The sequence below is a fragment of the Mycoplasma struthionis genome, assembly GCF_003855455.1.
In the GTDB taxonomy this organism is placed as follows: domain Bacteria; phylum Bacillota_I; class Bacilli_A; order Mycoplasmatales; family Metamycoplasmataceae; genus Metamycoplasma; species Metamycoplasma struthionis.
This window is the reverse complement of the sequence record NZ_CP034044.1, coordinates 385150-400251: the sequence shown is the minus strand read 5'-3', so window position 1 is coordinate 400251 and position 15102 is coordinate 385150. Positions and strand designations below refer to the sequence as shown.

Annotated in this window: 7 protein-coding genes; 1 reads left to right on the top strand and 6 read right to left on the bottom strand. The window is 25.3% G+C overall.

The features are described 5' to 3' along the window. Nucleotides 1-2: 2 nt before the first annotated feature. From hinT to EGN60_RS01635, 3 genes are read right to left on the bottom strand one after another with little or no spacing between them, the layout of a single operon-like run. Nucleotides 3-329 (bottom strand): histidine triad protein HinT, encoded by a 327-nt coding sequence (gene hinT / locus EGN60_RS01645; protein ID WP_124724360.1) that lies wholly within the window; start codon nt 327-329, stop codon nt 3-5. Continuing rightward, nucleotides 329-2068, bottom strand: coding sequence for a HinT-interacting membrane complex lipoprotein P60 (locus tag EGN60_RS01640; RefSeq protein ID WP_124724359.1), 1740 nt, complete (start codon nt 2066-2068; stop codon nt 329-331). Before EGN60_RS01640 ends, hinT begins: the two co-directional genes overlap by 1 nt. A gap of 11 nt (nt 2069-2079) precedes the next feature. Further along, nucleotides 2080-4227, bottom strand: a complete 2148-nt coding sequence (locus EGN60_RS01635) for a HinT-interacting membrane complex protein P80 (RefSeq protein WP_124724358.1) — start codon at nt 4225-4227, stop codon at nt 2080-2082. Nucleotides 4228-4322: 95 nt separating this feature from the next. Here EGN60_RS01635 and EGN60_RS01630 point away from each other — a divergent pair, with 95 nt between their 5' ends. Then, a complete protein-coding gene (locus EGN60_RS01630; protein WP_124724357.1) occupies nt 4323-5051 on the top strand; it encodes a LicD family protein in 729 nt (242 codons plus the stop codon). 20 nt (nt 5052-5071) lie between these two features. On the opposite strand, the gene EGN60_RS01625 is transcribed toward EGN60_RS01630, so the two are convergent. The 3 genes from EGN60_RS01625 to EGN60_RS01615 form a co-directional block, all read right to left on the bottom strand. Further along, on the bottom strand, nt 5072-5383 hold the full coding sequence (locus EGN60_RS01625) for a hypothetical protein (RefSeq protein WP_124724356.1): 312 nt from the start codon (nt 5381-5383) through the stop codon (nt 5072-5074). 153 nt (nt 5384-5536) lie between these two features. Then, nucleotides 5537-6328 (bottom strand): ABC transporter ATP-binding protein, encoded by a 792-nt coding sequence (locus tag EGN60_RS01620; protein ID WP_245979626.1) that lies wholly within the window; start codon nt 6326-6328, stop codon nt 5537-5539. Nucleotides 6329-6584: 256 nt separating this feature from the next. Continuing rightward, the gene (locus EGN60_RS01615; protein WP_124724354.1) at nt 6585-14978 is read right to left on the bottom strand and encodes an ABC transporter permease; all 8394 of its coding nucleotides are present in this window, start codon (nt 14976-14978) and stop codon (nt 6585-6587) included. Nucleotides 14979-15102: the final 124 nt, after the last annotated feature.

The window sequence follows — 15102 nt, the reverse complement described above, 5'->3', positions numbered from 1 at the left end:
TTTTAGTCTTCATAATAAGGAATAATGTGTACGTGAGTTCTGAACACTTGTTGCCCTGCTGATTCGTTGTTGTTTACAACTAATCTAAAACCAGTAGCGTGTAGTCTCTCAGTTTGTTCTAAAGCTAGTTTTCTAGCTGCTAGCATAAGCTCAGCTAAATCTTCATCTTTAATGTCATATAAATTTTCTGAGTATTTTTTAGATACTACTAAAAAGTGTCCTTTTGTTTCTGGATTAATATCTAAAAATGCTATAACTTTGGCATCTTCATATATTATTGTTGCTGGTAAATCACGATCAATGATTCTTTGAAAAATATCTCGTTCCATTAAATTAATCCTTCTATTTTTAAAATGTCTGTAACATTTCTATTCATTTTTTGCTCGTCAAATTTAAAGCCTAAGAATTTAAAGTATTTTACAGCTTCACGATATAAATTATCCGCATCATTTGTTGCTATAGTTAAGGCTATATTTTCTTGTTGAGTTGCACTTTCTCAAGGTGTTCCATTAAAAGTTAAAACTTCTTTAGAAACATCTTGATCACCTTCTTTAACAGTTTCTGTTCTATATAATGGTGAAATTTTAATTACATATTTAGCTTGGATTTTATTATCCTTAATCATATCAACAGTTTGAGGATATTTATCTAAGTTAAAGTTTGGTAAATCTACTTCACTAACTGAATTTGAACTTTCTGTATATTTTAATTTAGCACTGTAATCATAATAGTTTCTTGCGCCTAATTCTTTAACACTCAAACGCACAGGGATTGTAACAGCTTGACCATCAAAAGTAATTAAAGCATTAATTTTGTATTGAAGAGTGTAAGTTGTTTGATCTACTGTAATTTGTTTAGTAAATAAATTTTTATTAATACTATCTCTATTTAAACCTTCGAATTGAATATCTTCAGCTGCTAAAGTGTCTAGTTTCTTTTCTGATAATTTGCTATCAAAAGAACCGTCTTTTTTAGCTTTAGGTGGTTTACCTACTTGAGCTAATATTTTTGCAAATTTGAAACTATCTTGTGAATAAACACGATTTGTTCTTGGATCTACAAATCCAAATACGCTTGATAAATCAGCTTTAACGTTTGCTAAAGTACCTGAAAGTTCTCCACTTGATGTATTAGCTGTTAAACCTTTATATGCTAATAAAGTTTTTAAAACGTCTTGACCTTCTGAAGATCCTGTTGCAATTAGTAAATCAGGGTTTTTAATTGGAGGGTTAAAGTCATATTGAGGTGTAGCACTTGGGTTATATGATGCTAATGCATTAAATTCCGCGAATGATGATACATTAGCTTGACCTCAACGTAAATTCATATCTCTATCATCTGTAAATGATCATTCTTCTAATTTTGGATTATCTATTAAGTATTTAATTAGATATAATGAATTATCTTGGAAATTTAAAGCATTATATAGATCTTTAACTGAGTCAGCTGTTTCTTTTTTATTCATTTCATCTTTTAAAGACAATTGATATAAGTCACGGCCTGAACTATCATTTGCTAGATTTCTATATTCATCTCTATTTTTTAATAAGTAGTTATAAACTAGTAATCTTTTTTGTAAATCTAATCTAATATCAGTTTCTATAAATTCTGAATTATTTAGCATAAATTTAAGTTGATCATCTGTTGGAATAGCAAAAGGTGTAGGGTTAAAGTCAGTTGTATCAACATTAGCATTTATATAATTAGATCTTAAACTTCAGAAAAATTGAGGGTTTTCTTTTAACTTTTGATCAGCATAGAATTTAAAAACTTTTTTAATATCATTAAATAATTGTGAACTTGGTTTGTTTATTAAAACTTTGATTGGATCTGAAGCTTTTTCATCTTCAGTTAAAGTTGCAACTTCATTTCCATAAAAAGTTTCTAAAAATTGATTTGAGACTCTTGTTAAAATATTATTTTTTGTTAAATTTTGTTTTAAAACACTTTCTTGAAAGCCAGCACTTGTTGTTTTGTTTTCTTTTTTAGTTGAACAACTAGCTGCAATAGGTAAAACTGCTAAAGGTACTAATGAAGTTAATAAACCTAATAATCTATTTCTTTTCATTTCTCTCCTCTCTAGTTATTTCCTCTAATAAATTTAGTAATAGTTTCAAATAAGTATGTTAATAAGTCTTTATCTTTACCTTGAGTTTCAAAATAGAATTTGTTTGTATCAGCATCTAATTTATAGTCTCTATATAAACCATTTTCTATTTCAGTTTTTAAATAATCTTTTACTTGGTTAGCTTTACCATCAATTAAGTTTTGATCTTTAATTTGAGTTAATAATACTTCATATTTTTTAGCTTTATCAATATCTTCATCAGTAAACTTAGCTGTTTGACCATCTAATGTAGTTAAATCTTGATTTTTGATATAGCTTACAAAATCATCTTCTTTTAATAAATCATCTACCATGAAATCTTTAGTTAAAATTTCACTAAAAATACTGTCTAAGTTAAATAATTGAGTTGTTAAAGTACTTGTATAATTTGCTTTTGATAAAATTGATAAATCATGTGTAATTAAACGTCTAACGACATCTTCAGAATCTAATTTAAATACGTTTTCAATTGTTATACCTTTATCAGTTACTAAAACATAGTTATCTTTAACTTTAATAATTTTAGAAACTTGATATTTTTCATTTTCATGACCAAATGCATTTCTAAATGCTAAACCAAATTTTTCATTAAAGTCTTGATCTGTCATATCATTAATGAATTTTTTAATTGCATCATTATAACGTGTGTATTTTTCAACGTATTTATCAGTTTTTTCTAATGTTTCCTTTTTATTTAATATTTCACTAAATTTCTTTTGTGATTTATCAGTGTCTGTAAATTGATTGTCACCAAATACTTTTACAAGTTCTTCTTTTAATTTAGTAAATAAATTGTCTTTTTGTTCAAATTTAAAAATACCTGAATTTGCAGTTGCATCGCCTAAAAGAATTGAAATTAATGGAATGTAGTCATCTGGATTTTTTGATCCAATTTTTGTTTTAATATTTTCAAAACCATTTGAACCATATTTTGAAGCTAATGATGTATCTGAAGCAACATATTGAATTAATTTTTCATCATTACGTGCCGCATTTTCAATTTGAGGTGTAATTTTATCAGCTGCCAATAATGAACTTAAGCCTTTAAAAGTAGGTAATTTATCAACTCCTAAAGCTAATTCAACTTTTCCATCGTCTGTTAAGTATGCACTAAATGTTAAAAGTTTAATTATTTCATCTTTTGTTACTGATCATTCTTTAGCACTATCTTTAGCAACTGGGTGAGCTGATAATGAAATAGATGAGGTAATTGATTGTTTGCGGTTAATTCAAGGAGCTAAAAATCTATCTGCTCTTTTTTGACTTTCAACAAATGATTTAGTTACAAAAATAGGAATTTTGATTTCATCTTTTGTATTTGTTTTAACTTCAACATCACTATCAACTGGTAAAACATAATTTTGATTTTCAGTTGCAAAACTTAAATTAATTACTGTTCCTTTTTTAGCAACGTCCACTCTTTTACCTTGATATGTGTAAAATACATCTTTATTTGCAACTATACCATTTTTTAATTCTGAATAAGTGAAGTCTGAATTAGTTTCGGTTTGATATCTTCTAAATGCATCGTTACTTAATCTTTGAGTAACTTTATAATCAATTGCTTCTTGTTTATTTTTAGCATTTCCATATTCAGGTGTAGCTAATTGTTCTAAGAATTTTTCATCAGCTTTCTTTTCTAAACCAAATTGCTCTTGGAATTTGACTTCAAGGTCATCAATTTCTTTTGTGACATCTTGTCTAACTTTATCAATACTTGGCAATGCAAATGTTTTTTCATCACTTTTTGCTTTATCAGCATTATAAACTGCTTCATATCATAATGAACCTTTGTATTCTTGTTCATATAGATATTTAACTAAATGTTTTTCTACTTCTGAAGCAATGTGTTTACTTGCATTAACTTGTTCGTGAACTTTATCAACATCACCATAAGTAATTGTTGAAGAATCTCCATTTGGTGAACTTAGACTTAATAAAACTGAATTATCTCCTAAAATTGGAGTTGGTTTTGGTAATGATTTATGTGCTTGAACTAAAGGAACTGCAACACCTGTTGTAATAACTGCCGCAATAGCAGTTGTTCAAACAGAAGCTCAAATAACTTTTTTTCTTTTCGCTTTTTGTTCAGTTGTTTTAACTTTTACTTTTTCTGACATATAACCCTTTCTTTATATTCAATATTTATATATTTTACCATTTTTATAGATTTTTTATTCAGGTATTTAACTTTTAAATTATAATACTTTTAGTTATGAATACTTTAATTATGAAAAATAAAGAAATTTTAAAAGAATTTGTGTCAATTTGTGAAGAAAATGACTTGTGATATTCAATGGATAATTTAAGTTTATTATCTTTTTTTAATGGCTATATTTTAGATGAAAATATTGAACATTTTGAAGTTATGATGCAATATAAAGATTATGAAAAACTAAAATATTTATATCCTCAAAGAGTTCTAGATTCAATGAGTCATTCAGAATATTTTTCACCTCAAAATTTATTTATTTCAGCTAATAAAAAAGAATATAATTTAGAAAATAATGTCTTTATTAAAATCAATCTTTTAATTCCAAGTAATCAAAAAAATATTTTGAATTACTTAAAATTTAAAAATAGAAAAAGAGCTTTTATGAGTCATTATTTACATTATTATGACTTAAAAAATTTTAGTAATAAATTTAAAAGTTTTTTAGCTAAGATTTTAAAACCTAGCACTAAATTAATTAACTATAAAGATATTTATGAAATTTTATATATTCAAAATGCAGAAGGCTATATAGCAACAGAAGGCTTAATTAAAAAAAATTCTCATAGAAAATGATTGCCCAATTTAAATTTAAAAGTTCATAAAAAAAGTTTTGATAATTTTGATGTTAATGTACTTGAAAATTATGATCTTTATTTAAGTAATATTTTTGGAGATTATAAAAATATAAAAAGTTTTGCTTCAGTAAATATAAATCAACAAGAAGAATAAAAAAATAGGAATTCGGTTTCCTATTTTTTTGTTAGTTTATACCCTTTCTCTTTTAGTATATAAAAAGTAGCAAATGTTGCTGTAGTAGCAATAGAATATACTAAATATAATACTGCAAAGATTAACATGCAAACTACTAGCGGTTTTACTTGTTTTCAACTAATTACTGTTATTGAGTAGTTTACAATGTCCATGAAGTAAATGATTGATGCGGCCATAAAACCAAGTCCAACTAAACATAATCTTTTATATATTTTTGGAACTGATTTTTTGATCATAAAAATCGCTACTGTAAGAACTAGTGATGTTATTACTGTACCGAAGATAATCATTGTTATTAGTAATCCAGTAGTCATATCTCTCCTTAAAAATACATAATAATTATACATTAACGCAAATAAAATTATTTTTATTTTAAAATTTAGAATAAAATTTTAAAAAAAATGAATATAAAAATGAACTAGCTTATACACTAGTTCATTTTTTTAGTTCTCTTCTAACATTGATTTTCTTGTTTGAATTTTAATTTCTTTAACTTTTCCTTGTTCTAAATAAATAACTTTATCAGCATAACTAGCAACGTCAGGATCGTGAGAAACTATTATTATTGTAGTTCCATAATCTCTGTTTATTTGTTGCAATATTTTTAAAACAGTTAGACCAGTTTTTTCATCTAAAGCCCCAGTTGGTTCATCAGCTACCATGATTTCAGAGTTTTTAGCAATAGCTCTTAAAATTGAAACCCTTTGTTGTTGACCACCAGACATTTGAGATGGATATTTATACATACATTGCTCAAGTTCAAATTGTTTAAATAAATCTTTAATATTTAAATGTTTTGATTTATCTCTTTGCAAATATGAACCTGTTTCAACGTTGTCATAACTATTTAAATTAGCTAATAAATTATAGTTTTGGAAAATAAATGAAATATTTTCTCTTCTAAATAAAGTTTGCTTATTATCACTTAAATAAGGTAAGCTAACGTCATTAACAATAACATCTCCACTTGTAGGTCTATCTAATGCACTAATAATATTTAACAAAGTTGATTTTCCTGAACCTGATTTACCATATAAAATGGCTATTTCACCTCTTTTAATTTCAAAGCTAACACCTCTTAAAACATCAGTTGCAACGTTTCCAGATAAATAAGTTTTTTTAATATTAATAACCTCAACAATATTGCCTTCTGAATTTTTTTGATCTATTTTATCATCTTTTTTTCTAGGTTTATTGTTTGCCTTTTTAAAATCTTTTAAAGTTTTTTGATCCAAAACTTTAACAGTAATGTCTTCGTCTTTTATTTCAAAAGGTTCTTTATGTTTTTTAATGTTAACTAAATTTAAATCTAAAACAGTTGTTTCGTTTTTATCTTTTTTAGCTTTTTTATCCTTTTTAGGCTTTTTTTCTTTTTTTATCTTAGGTTCTTTTTGAACTTTTTCTTTAACTTTTTTAGGTTTCTTTTCTTTTTAGTGTCGTCAGTTTTATTAACCTCAGTTAAAAGTTCATCAATATTTAAATCGTCTTTCATTATTTTCCTTTCAGAGCATCGACAGCTTTTATTTTATTTAAGCTTTTTCAAGTAGCAACAGAGGTAATTGTGAAGACTGTTAAACAAATAACAGTAGACAGAACAATTGCTGATAAATGTAAAATTAGTGGTAGAACTATTTGACTTGTTACCATCATAAATGTATTAAAGACTGCAATTATTGAAAGAGTAACTGGAATCATTAATAAACAAGCAAATAAAATTGCGGGTACATAGTTAAAGAAGAACAAGAATACTTTTTCTTTATTTGTATAACCAAGAATAGAAAAAGTTGCTATTGATCTTTGATTTGAAGCAATCATTATATTAGTAATAACAACTAATATAACTATAGAAATTATTAATGAAACAATAATAAATGCTAAAAGAATTGTATTAACAGTATTTGAAATACCTGAAATAAAGCTTGCTTCAATGTCTTTACTATTAACATCAAATGAAGCACCATTTAATATTGTTTTACCATATATAGTTGTTGGTTGAGTTCCGAAAAACTTAGTTAAAGTAGATAAAGCTAAGTTTTTATATTTTTCATTAGTTGATTTTAATGAAACAATTTCAGCCAATTGTTCATCATTTATATCAAGTAACTTTTTAAGTTGAGTTTTGTAATCTAAATTAGCATCTGGATGAGCTTCATTATAAGCTTCAACGTTGTGTTCATATACTGATTTATATCTTACTGAAGGATCTGAAATAAATATTCTCTTAAAGAAGTTTCAAATACTTTCAGAAGAAGCAGAAGCAACATCATAAGAAGCAGCAGCCCCTCAGAATCCTAATAATGAATAAGTAGTTAGAGTGTCGATTGTTTGAACAGGTGTATCATCATTTGATAATATACCATTAAATGCGTCATATTTTCTATCAAAAATTTCTCTATATTTTTGTTCGTTTTCAGGATCTAAAGCAATTTGATTATCAAGTTCATATTGTCTTGCATCTTTTAGCCGTTTAGATAAAGTATCATAACCTAGAATATGATCTAAAATATCTTTTCTTGAAACAATTTCAAGGTTAATATAAGTTTCTGAAATATCAATAACTCTAAATTTATAATCTAATTTAGGTGGTTCTTGTAATAAGGCTCTATAAGCAAAACGGTCAACGTGGTTTAATAATTTAGCACTAAATATTGAACCAGGTTTTAAATGGAACCGTCTTGCAGCAACTTCATTAACAATTACTGGAACAGGGTCGTTTGAATCAAATTTATAATTATAAGCTCTTAATTTTTGAGTTAAATTTTGACCTTTTGAGTTGTATAGTTTAATAAACTCAGAATCATCATAATAACCATAAATTCTATTTTCTCTTCCATTAATTAATGTTTTTGCATAAGTATATTTTTCATTTGTTTGATCATTTCAAAATACCCCACCAAATGATGTAAAGAAATCATTTCCAGTTAATTTTGAATAAGCATCTACTAAAAAGTCACGATATTGAGTTCTAAAACTTGAAGTTGAAACTCTTTTTGGTTTTAAATATGTAGCATTTGCAGCGTCTCATTCAATGTAGTAGAATTGACGTGAAATTCTATCATCTTTATTTGAACTTCCAGCACCAAATTGTTGTCCTAAGAATATAAAGAATCCAGTTCTATTACTTAAATCTTCAAGTTTATTAGCCTTATAATCACTTAAGAATTTATTTAAATCCTTAACAGCAATAATGTTAGTATAATCATCATAATCAGTATTAACTTCACGATAGTTACTATCACCATTAGCTAATTTTTTAAGATTAATTAACTGTTGAGTGTTTTGCATTTCAAGAGAAATTCTATTGAATATTTGAGCAACCCGAGCCCTTTGAGTTTCAGGCATATTTGCATAAGTAATGTCTCATGGACTTAACTCAACTGATAGATCCATTAATAAATCTAGTGATGATTTTGTAATAACTGTTGGATCAAATTTATGATGAATAACATCAGTATTAAATGATTCACCAGGTCTTAAGAAATTAGGGTTGTCATAATCTAATTGACTTCCTCCATTTCCTGTATTACCAGCCAAATCATTTGGAACATATAATAACGAATTAATATCTTGTTTATTATAAGTTACATAAGGTCCACCTTCAGTTGTAGGTGATTCTAAATCTAGTTTAAATTTGTATAATCTATCTTTATATGTTTTAGAAATTGTTTTATTAAAGACATTATTTGAAGATAAGAAGAACATTGAAATCAATGAAGTAGTTGAGAAAGCTAAAAATAGTGAAAACATTTTTCAGAAGTTATTTAAAGCCATAGCTGCAATATATCTAATTTTAATAGGCCATCTTCTAAATAATGAAGATATTCTTTGACCTAAATTACCAATTGCAACTTCAGTTAGTCCACTCATTAATTCAGTAGGTTTTTTCTTAACTGATAATCTTGTAATTATAAATATTAATCCAGAAGTAAAGAATATTGGAACTAAAATAGTTAAAAGCATAGCATATGTACTAAATGGAATTATTACAGTTTCTAAAGTTCAGTAACTTGATAAAACATTCATTGCCGACTTTTGTAAAGCAAAACCTAAAATGTATCCCATTATAGCACCAACCGTTGATGGAAGTCAACCAAAAGCGGCAAATGAAAGCGCTATTTCACCAGATTTATATCCTTGTGCTCTTAAAATACCAATAACTTTATTACGTGCTTCAATATATCTTTTAATAATAAAGTAAACAATAAATGAAACTAATAATGAAAGAACTAAAACTAAATATAGTGTCGCATTTCTTATAGATGTAATAATAGATCTAATTGTAACAACTCTAATATAACGCTCAGGGTTAATTGGATCTTGTTCATCTTTTAAATAAGCTTTTTGAGTTTGTGAAGCTGATATAGTTGAAACAATATCATTAAATTTAGCTTTTAAAGATTTTGGATCTTTTCCTTTAATAAAATTACCTTTTTTATCTACTGGCGCTTTTACTAAAACATAAGTTTTTAAAGCAAAAGTAGGATAAGCTGAATAAATTCTATCAAACCCTTTACTATTAACAAAAACAATAGCTTGATTTGATGTATCAACTTGAATATTTTCTTCATTAACTACAGGATATAAATAATCAGCTGTATTATCAACACCAATAATTAAATATTGTTGATTATTAACTATTATTTTATATTTATCGTCTAGATTTCTTATAAAGTCTTGCATTTCAAAAGGTTTAGATAAATATTTTGAAATGTCTCCTGTATAAGGTTCTTTTTTATTTTTAGATAAATAACCATAGCTTACTTTTGCTAAATATGAACCTGAATCTGTATAAACTAATTGGTTAGCTATAACAACTGGTTCAATTAAACTTTTTATATAATCTTTAGCTATTTTAGAAATATTAATATTAAAGAAATTTAAATCTTTACCTTCAGGATTTTTAAAGACATGGTTTACTAAATAATTAAAATAAGACATGTCAAGTGAAACTGCATTATCATTTTGAGTTTCAAATGTGGTTGAAACGAAATTAAATTCTTGAGTAATAGCAGCTATATTATTTTTTAATTCATTAACGTCAGCATTTTGCAAGTTATTTAAAATTTTAGAAATAACATAAGCTAAATTACCTTCATTTGGATTTGGACTTAATAAATAATATAAAGCAATTTGAGGAAAACTCATGAATGTTAGAGGATTAACAACACTTCTTGGAATATTTAATAATGATAAATAAGAAGGTAGTTGTGCAGCTTCTAAAGTATTTTTATATAAAATATCAAAATCTTGATCATTTAAGACTAAAGGAACTAAAGAATTAGATGCTGAATGAGATGTTTTTATAAATGAATCAATAAATGTTTTAATTGATTCTAAATAATAAGTTGGCATTTCATTAGCGGAAGCTATTAAACCAAAATTATATGTAATTTCATTTGAGTTAGCTAATAAAATCTTTTTAATTTCTTCAATTGTTTTTTCATTAATATTTGCTTTTCTTAAATTATTAAAGAAAGTGCTAAATTGTGGGCTTGATGAAATTAAAGAAACTAAAACTTTGTTTGCTTCAGTATTTTGAGCATTAGCATAAGCTACTTTTAAAAGTTTAGCTCTAAATGTGTCATCACTTCCTAAAATACCCATACTTGGAATTGGATTAATTACAGCATTATAATTAGCCATCTTAGCTTTAATTTCATTATCATTTGCTACTTTAAATAATTCTTGTAAAACTAAAGTTATTTGATCATAAGTTAGGAATTTATCATAATGGAATTCTCTATATCTATCATCAGTTTTTGAATCAATAATAATTTTTTCAGTAACATTAGCTAATTTATTTAAATTATAACCAAGTTTGGTTCATAAACTAAAGACACCTAAAGATTGTCTAATTAAATTAGCTGGATCTTTTCCTAACATTGATGAAACAAAACTATTAGCTAAAACACTATGTAATGTTTTTAGAATTTGTGAATCATTTTCATGGCCAGGAGCATTATCATTAAATATTGCTGAACGATAAGCTAAATCTCCATAACTTGCAGCTTTAATATTTTCAGCATTATCTTCTGAAAAATTATAGTTTTGATTTTTATTTAAATAATTAACATATAAAAGTTTTTGAATATAGCTTTTATAAGCTTCAATTTTTTGTTTTATTATTTCAAGATTTTGAAGATCTTGTTTGGTTACTAAAACTTTATTTTCTAAAAACTTATATTCATCTAAAGTTAAATTAATTAGTGTTTTGTTTTCTATTGCTTTTTGAACTTTAAATAAAATTTTATTAACATCATCAATAGAAAATTCGTTTATTGCTTGAGGTGCATTATTTTCATTTTTAATTTCAGTTTCATTAACTGGGAAATTTAATTTTAATAATGTTGGAATATCTAATAATGAAAGTTTATTTTCATCAGCAGCTGGAATTGCTAAGTTCAATGTTTTTGATGCTATATCTGTTTTATTAGATAAATTAAACATTTTGATTATAGCAGCTTGAATTTGTGAAATCTTACCTGAAGAAACTATCCCATCATATGAAGAGTTAATTGCTGATAAAAAGGCAGCAATATAATCGTTTTTAGTTAATGATTCAGTGTTAAAGTCTTTAAAGATTTTATTGTTAGATGAAATTGGATAATTATCGTGTTTAATTAATTTATTTAACGATTGAGTAAAACGAGCTAAATTAAATTGGCTAAATATTTCAAATAAACCTTTATTGATGTTTGTATAACTTAATGTTCCGTCTTTTGATCCATTTAGTTTAATAAATATTTTTCTCATTTCAGCTTTTTCATTATCTGAAATTACATTATTAACTAAAGTATTTGAATTTATTCATTTTTGATATAAACTTCTTGGGCTATCTGGATTTAGTAATTTTGAAAAATCTAATTGGTTTATTAAATTATTTATTGCTGTTTTTATTTTATATTCATCTAAAGATTGAAGTAAACTTAATAAAATTCTTTCATTTGATAATGATCAATAAGTATCATTAATTGCAGTGAAAGGTTTGTATGGATGTTTTTCATATCAATCTTGTATAATGGCTGAAAACTTAATAAAGTCAACTGAATTTACAATTGATTTTAAAAATTCAAAGATTTCATTTTTGTCTTTAATTAAATCTAAAGCATCTCTAATTGAAAATTTGATTTGAGGAATTAAATATAGAGAATTTAAATTTAAAAATCCTGAAATATTATGAATTTGTTCTAATAAAAAGTCATCTCTTTCTTGTTGAGTAGTTCCTGAATTTTTATATTGTTGTTGTAAATAAGTAATAATATTGTTAAATATTTTTTTAATTAAAGTATTAGCATTAGTGTTTGCAAATTCTAAGTTTTTATTATTGCTATGATTAATTGGTTTAATTATAAATTTTAAAATATCTAATAATACTTTTGTGGTAATTTGACCATTAATTTTACCAACCGCTAATAAAGTATGAAAACCGTTTGATTGAACACTTTGAGAACCAGCTTCAAAGAAACGATATAAATCATCTTTATTAAATAGTTTTCTTAAATCTGAATTTAAAATAATATCTCTAACTTTTTGAACTAAACTTTGAATTGAATTTTTTTGAATAATTTCTTGAACGAATTCATTATTAATTGCTCCAAAGCTGATTGGTAAAGAAATCGAGTTTTTAAATTCTTCATTAACTTTAGCTCAACCATTAGGTCCTATTTCTCCTCTAACTGTGTAGTTTTGAGTTACTAAATAGTCATAAAGTTCATTTAATGATAAATATTCTTTATTATTAATTTTTACTTTATTTCAAACATTATTATTAACAAAGCCTTTAATAGGTGAATATCTTAAAATAATGTATTGATCATCTTTAACTTTAGCAATACCACCAATTAATGTTGACCCTTTTGGGTTTTTAAGTTCTGGTGTTGCTGTTGTTATAGCTAAAATTTTACCTTTTACTGGATAAGGAATTTCAGTATTAGGTAAATAGTCATAATAAGTATCAAATCTAATGTCAGCATTAAAATAATTAATATCTGGTGTAAATTGTTTTAAAGTATATTCGATTAAATCTTTAGTATATACTGAAGGAATCTTTCTAATATATTTATCATTTGGATCTGGTTTTAAAACAAATTTATCAACATTTTCATTAGTTATTGAGCTGTTTAAATAACCTGGGTTTAATGTTTCATTATATAATTTATCAACATTTTGTTTAATATCTAAAACTGTATTTTTTTCATTTCCAACATTAACAAAATGGTAAACATTTTTCTTTCCAGTTTCTTCATTAACTGTTTCAACTGTAATTGTTTGTCTTAAACCTAAGTTCTCTTCTCCTACTTCTTTTTTAAGAGAATTAATAATAGATGAACGAGCAAAATTAGTTGCAGATTTAGAAATAAAATCTTGTGCAGTTTTTAATTGATTAACATTTGAAATTTTCAAAAATTCTCTATCACTAATAGGATTTGAACCAAATTCTTTAAATTCAACTTGTTTAATATTATTAAGTTTTTGATGTTCTAAATTTAGATGAAAAACTTTAATTTTTGGATTTTCTTTTCCACCTTCTCAAGGTTCTTTAAAAACAGTTAAAGTATCTTCTTTTGTAATAGGAACTGTTTGTTCTAATGTTTCTTTAGCATAATCACCTATGCTATATTTTGTTACAATTGTTTTATTTCAATATGATAAATAAAGAAGCTTGTTATATTCATCTGGATTAGTTTCTTTAAAATCACTTATAAATTTTAAATATGAACCTTTTCAGTTAGAATTATCTTCATCTAGTTCATTATTTCAGTTTAAAATTTGACGATATCAATTAAAATAAACTTCTGTTTCAGTTTTTCTTATTCAGTCTTCTGGTATTTTATAAGTAGTTGCTGATTTTAATGAAGTAAAAGTATCTATATCTCTTTCAATTCTATTATTTTGTAAATATTTATTTAATGAAAAATTTGTTTTAATTTTATCTCTAATATTTAAAGTAGTATCAGTACTGCTAAAGTTTGAGTCTAATTGTAAATCAGAAGTTGAATTTAAATTTTTATTAAAATAATATTTATCATTATTACCGTCTTTTCTAAAGCCTAATAATTGAATAGCTTTTTCAGCCGGTATAACAATTAAAGTATTTTGAGAATTTCATCTATCATAATCTTCAGTAGCATATGAAGCTTCTTTTGTTTCAATATTTATAAACAAAGGATTAGGTGAAAATAAATAATCTTTTTCTATTTGTGCAGCATTTGCTCCTCTTGGTGCAAATGCAACTCTAGCAATATCATTTAATGTGGGTTCGTGTAATAACTTAAAAGTTTGATTTTGGGCTAATGAAATATGCTGAGTTACTGGAACGAATTTATTATTTTCTTTTTTATATAATTTAAATTTTCTATCTGAACCAAAGAATGTAAATTCTCTTATTTTATTTGGGTCAGGATTTTGTTTTTGAACTTCAAAAGCAACACTAGAACCAGGATCTTTTTGAGAATAATAAAATCTCATAAAATCCTCAGTACTGATATATAAATTATCATTGTCTATATTTCAGTTTTCAAAACGGTTTTTTAATTTTATATAATTTTGTTCTTCAGGTTTAATAGAAATTGAATACGAAATATCACTGCCATTTTTAGATGCAGCAAATTTTATTGGATCATTTGTTAAAGTAACGTTGTCTTTACCCACTTGGCTATAACCGGAATTAGGAATAACACCTGATGGGTTAACATCTAAATCAACTGTTACATCATGTAGGCGAGATACTTTGTCATATGAATTAACAGTTGATGAAAAACTAACTTTAACGTCATTTAATAAAGTAAATAAAAAAGTTGTTAAGAAAATTAAAATAGTTAAACAAACTAAAGTTACTTTATTTCTTGACAGCGATTTGAATACTTCTTTAAAGAGTCTTCGCATATTTTCTCCTTAGATTTGCTGGCAAATAAAATATAAATAATTATAACAAAATTTAAAATTTTGTTGTCCTAAACGTCTTATAGACGTCTAAAAGCACAAAAAATTTAATTTTTAGGGCTTTTTA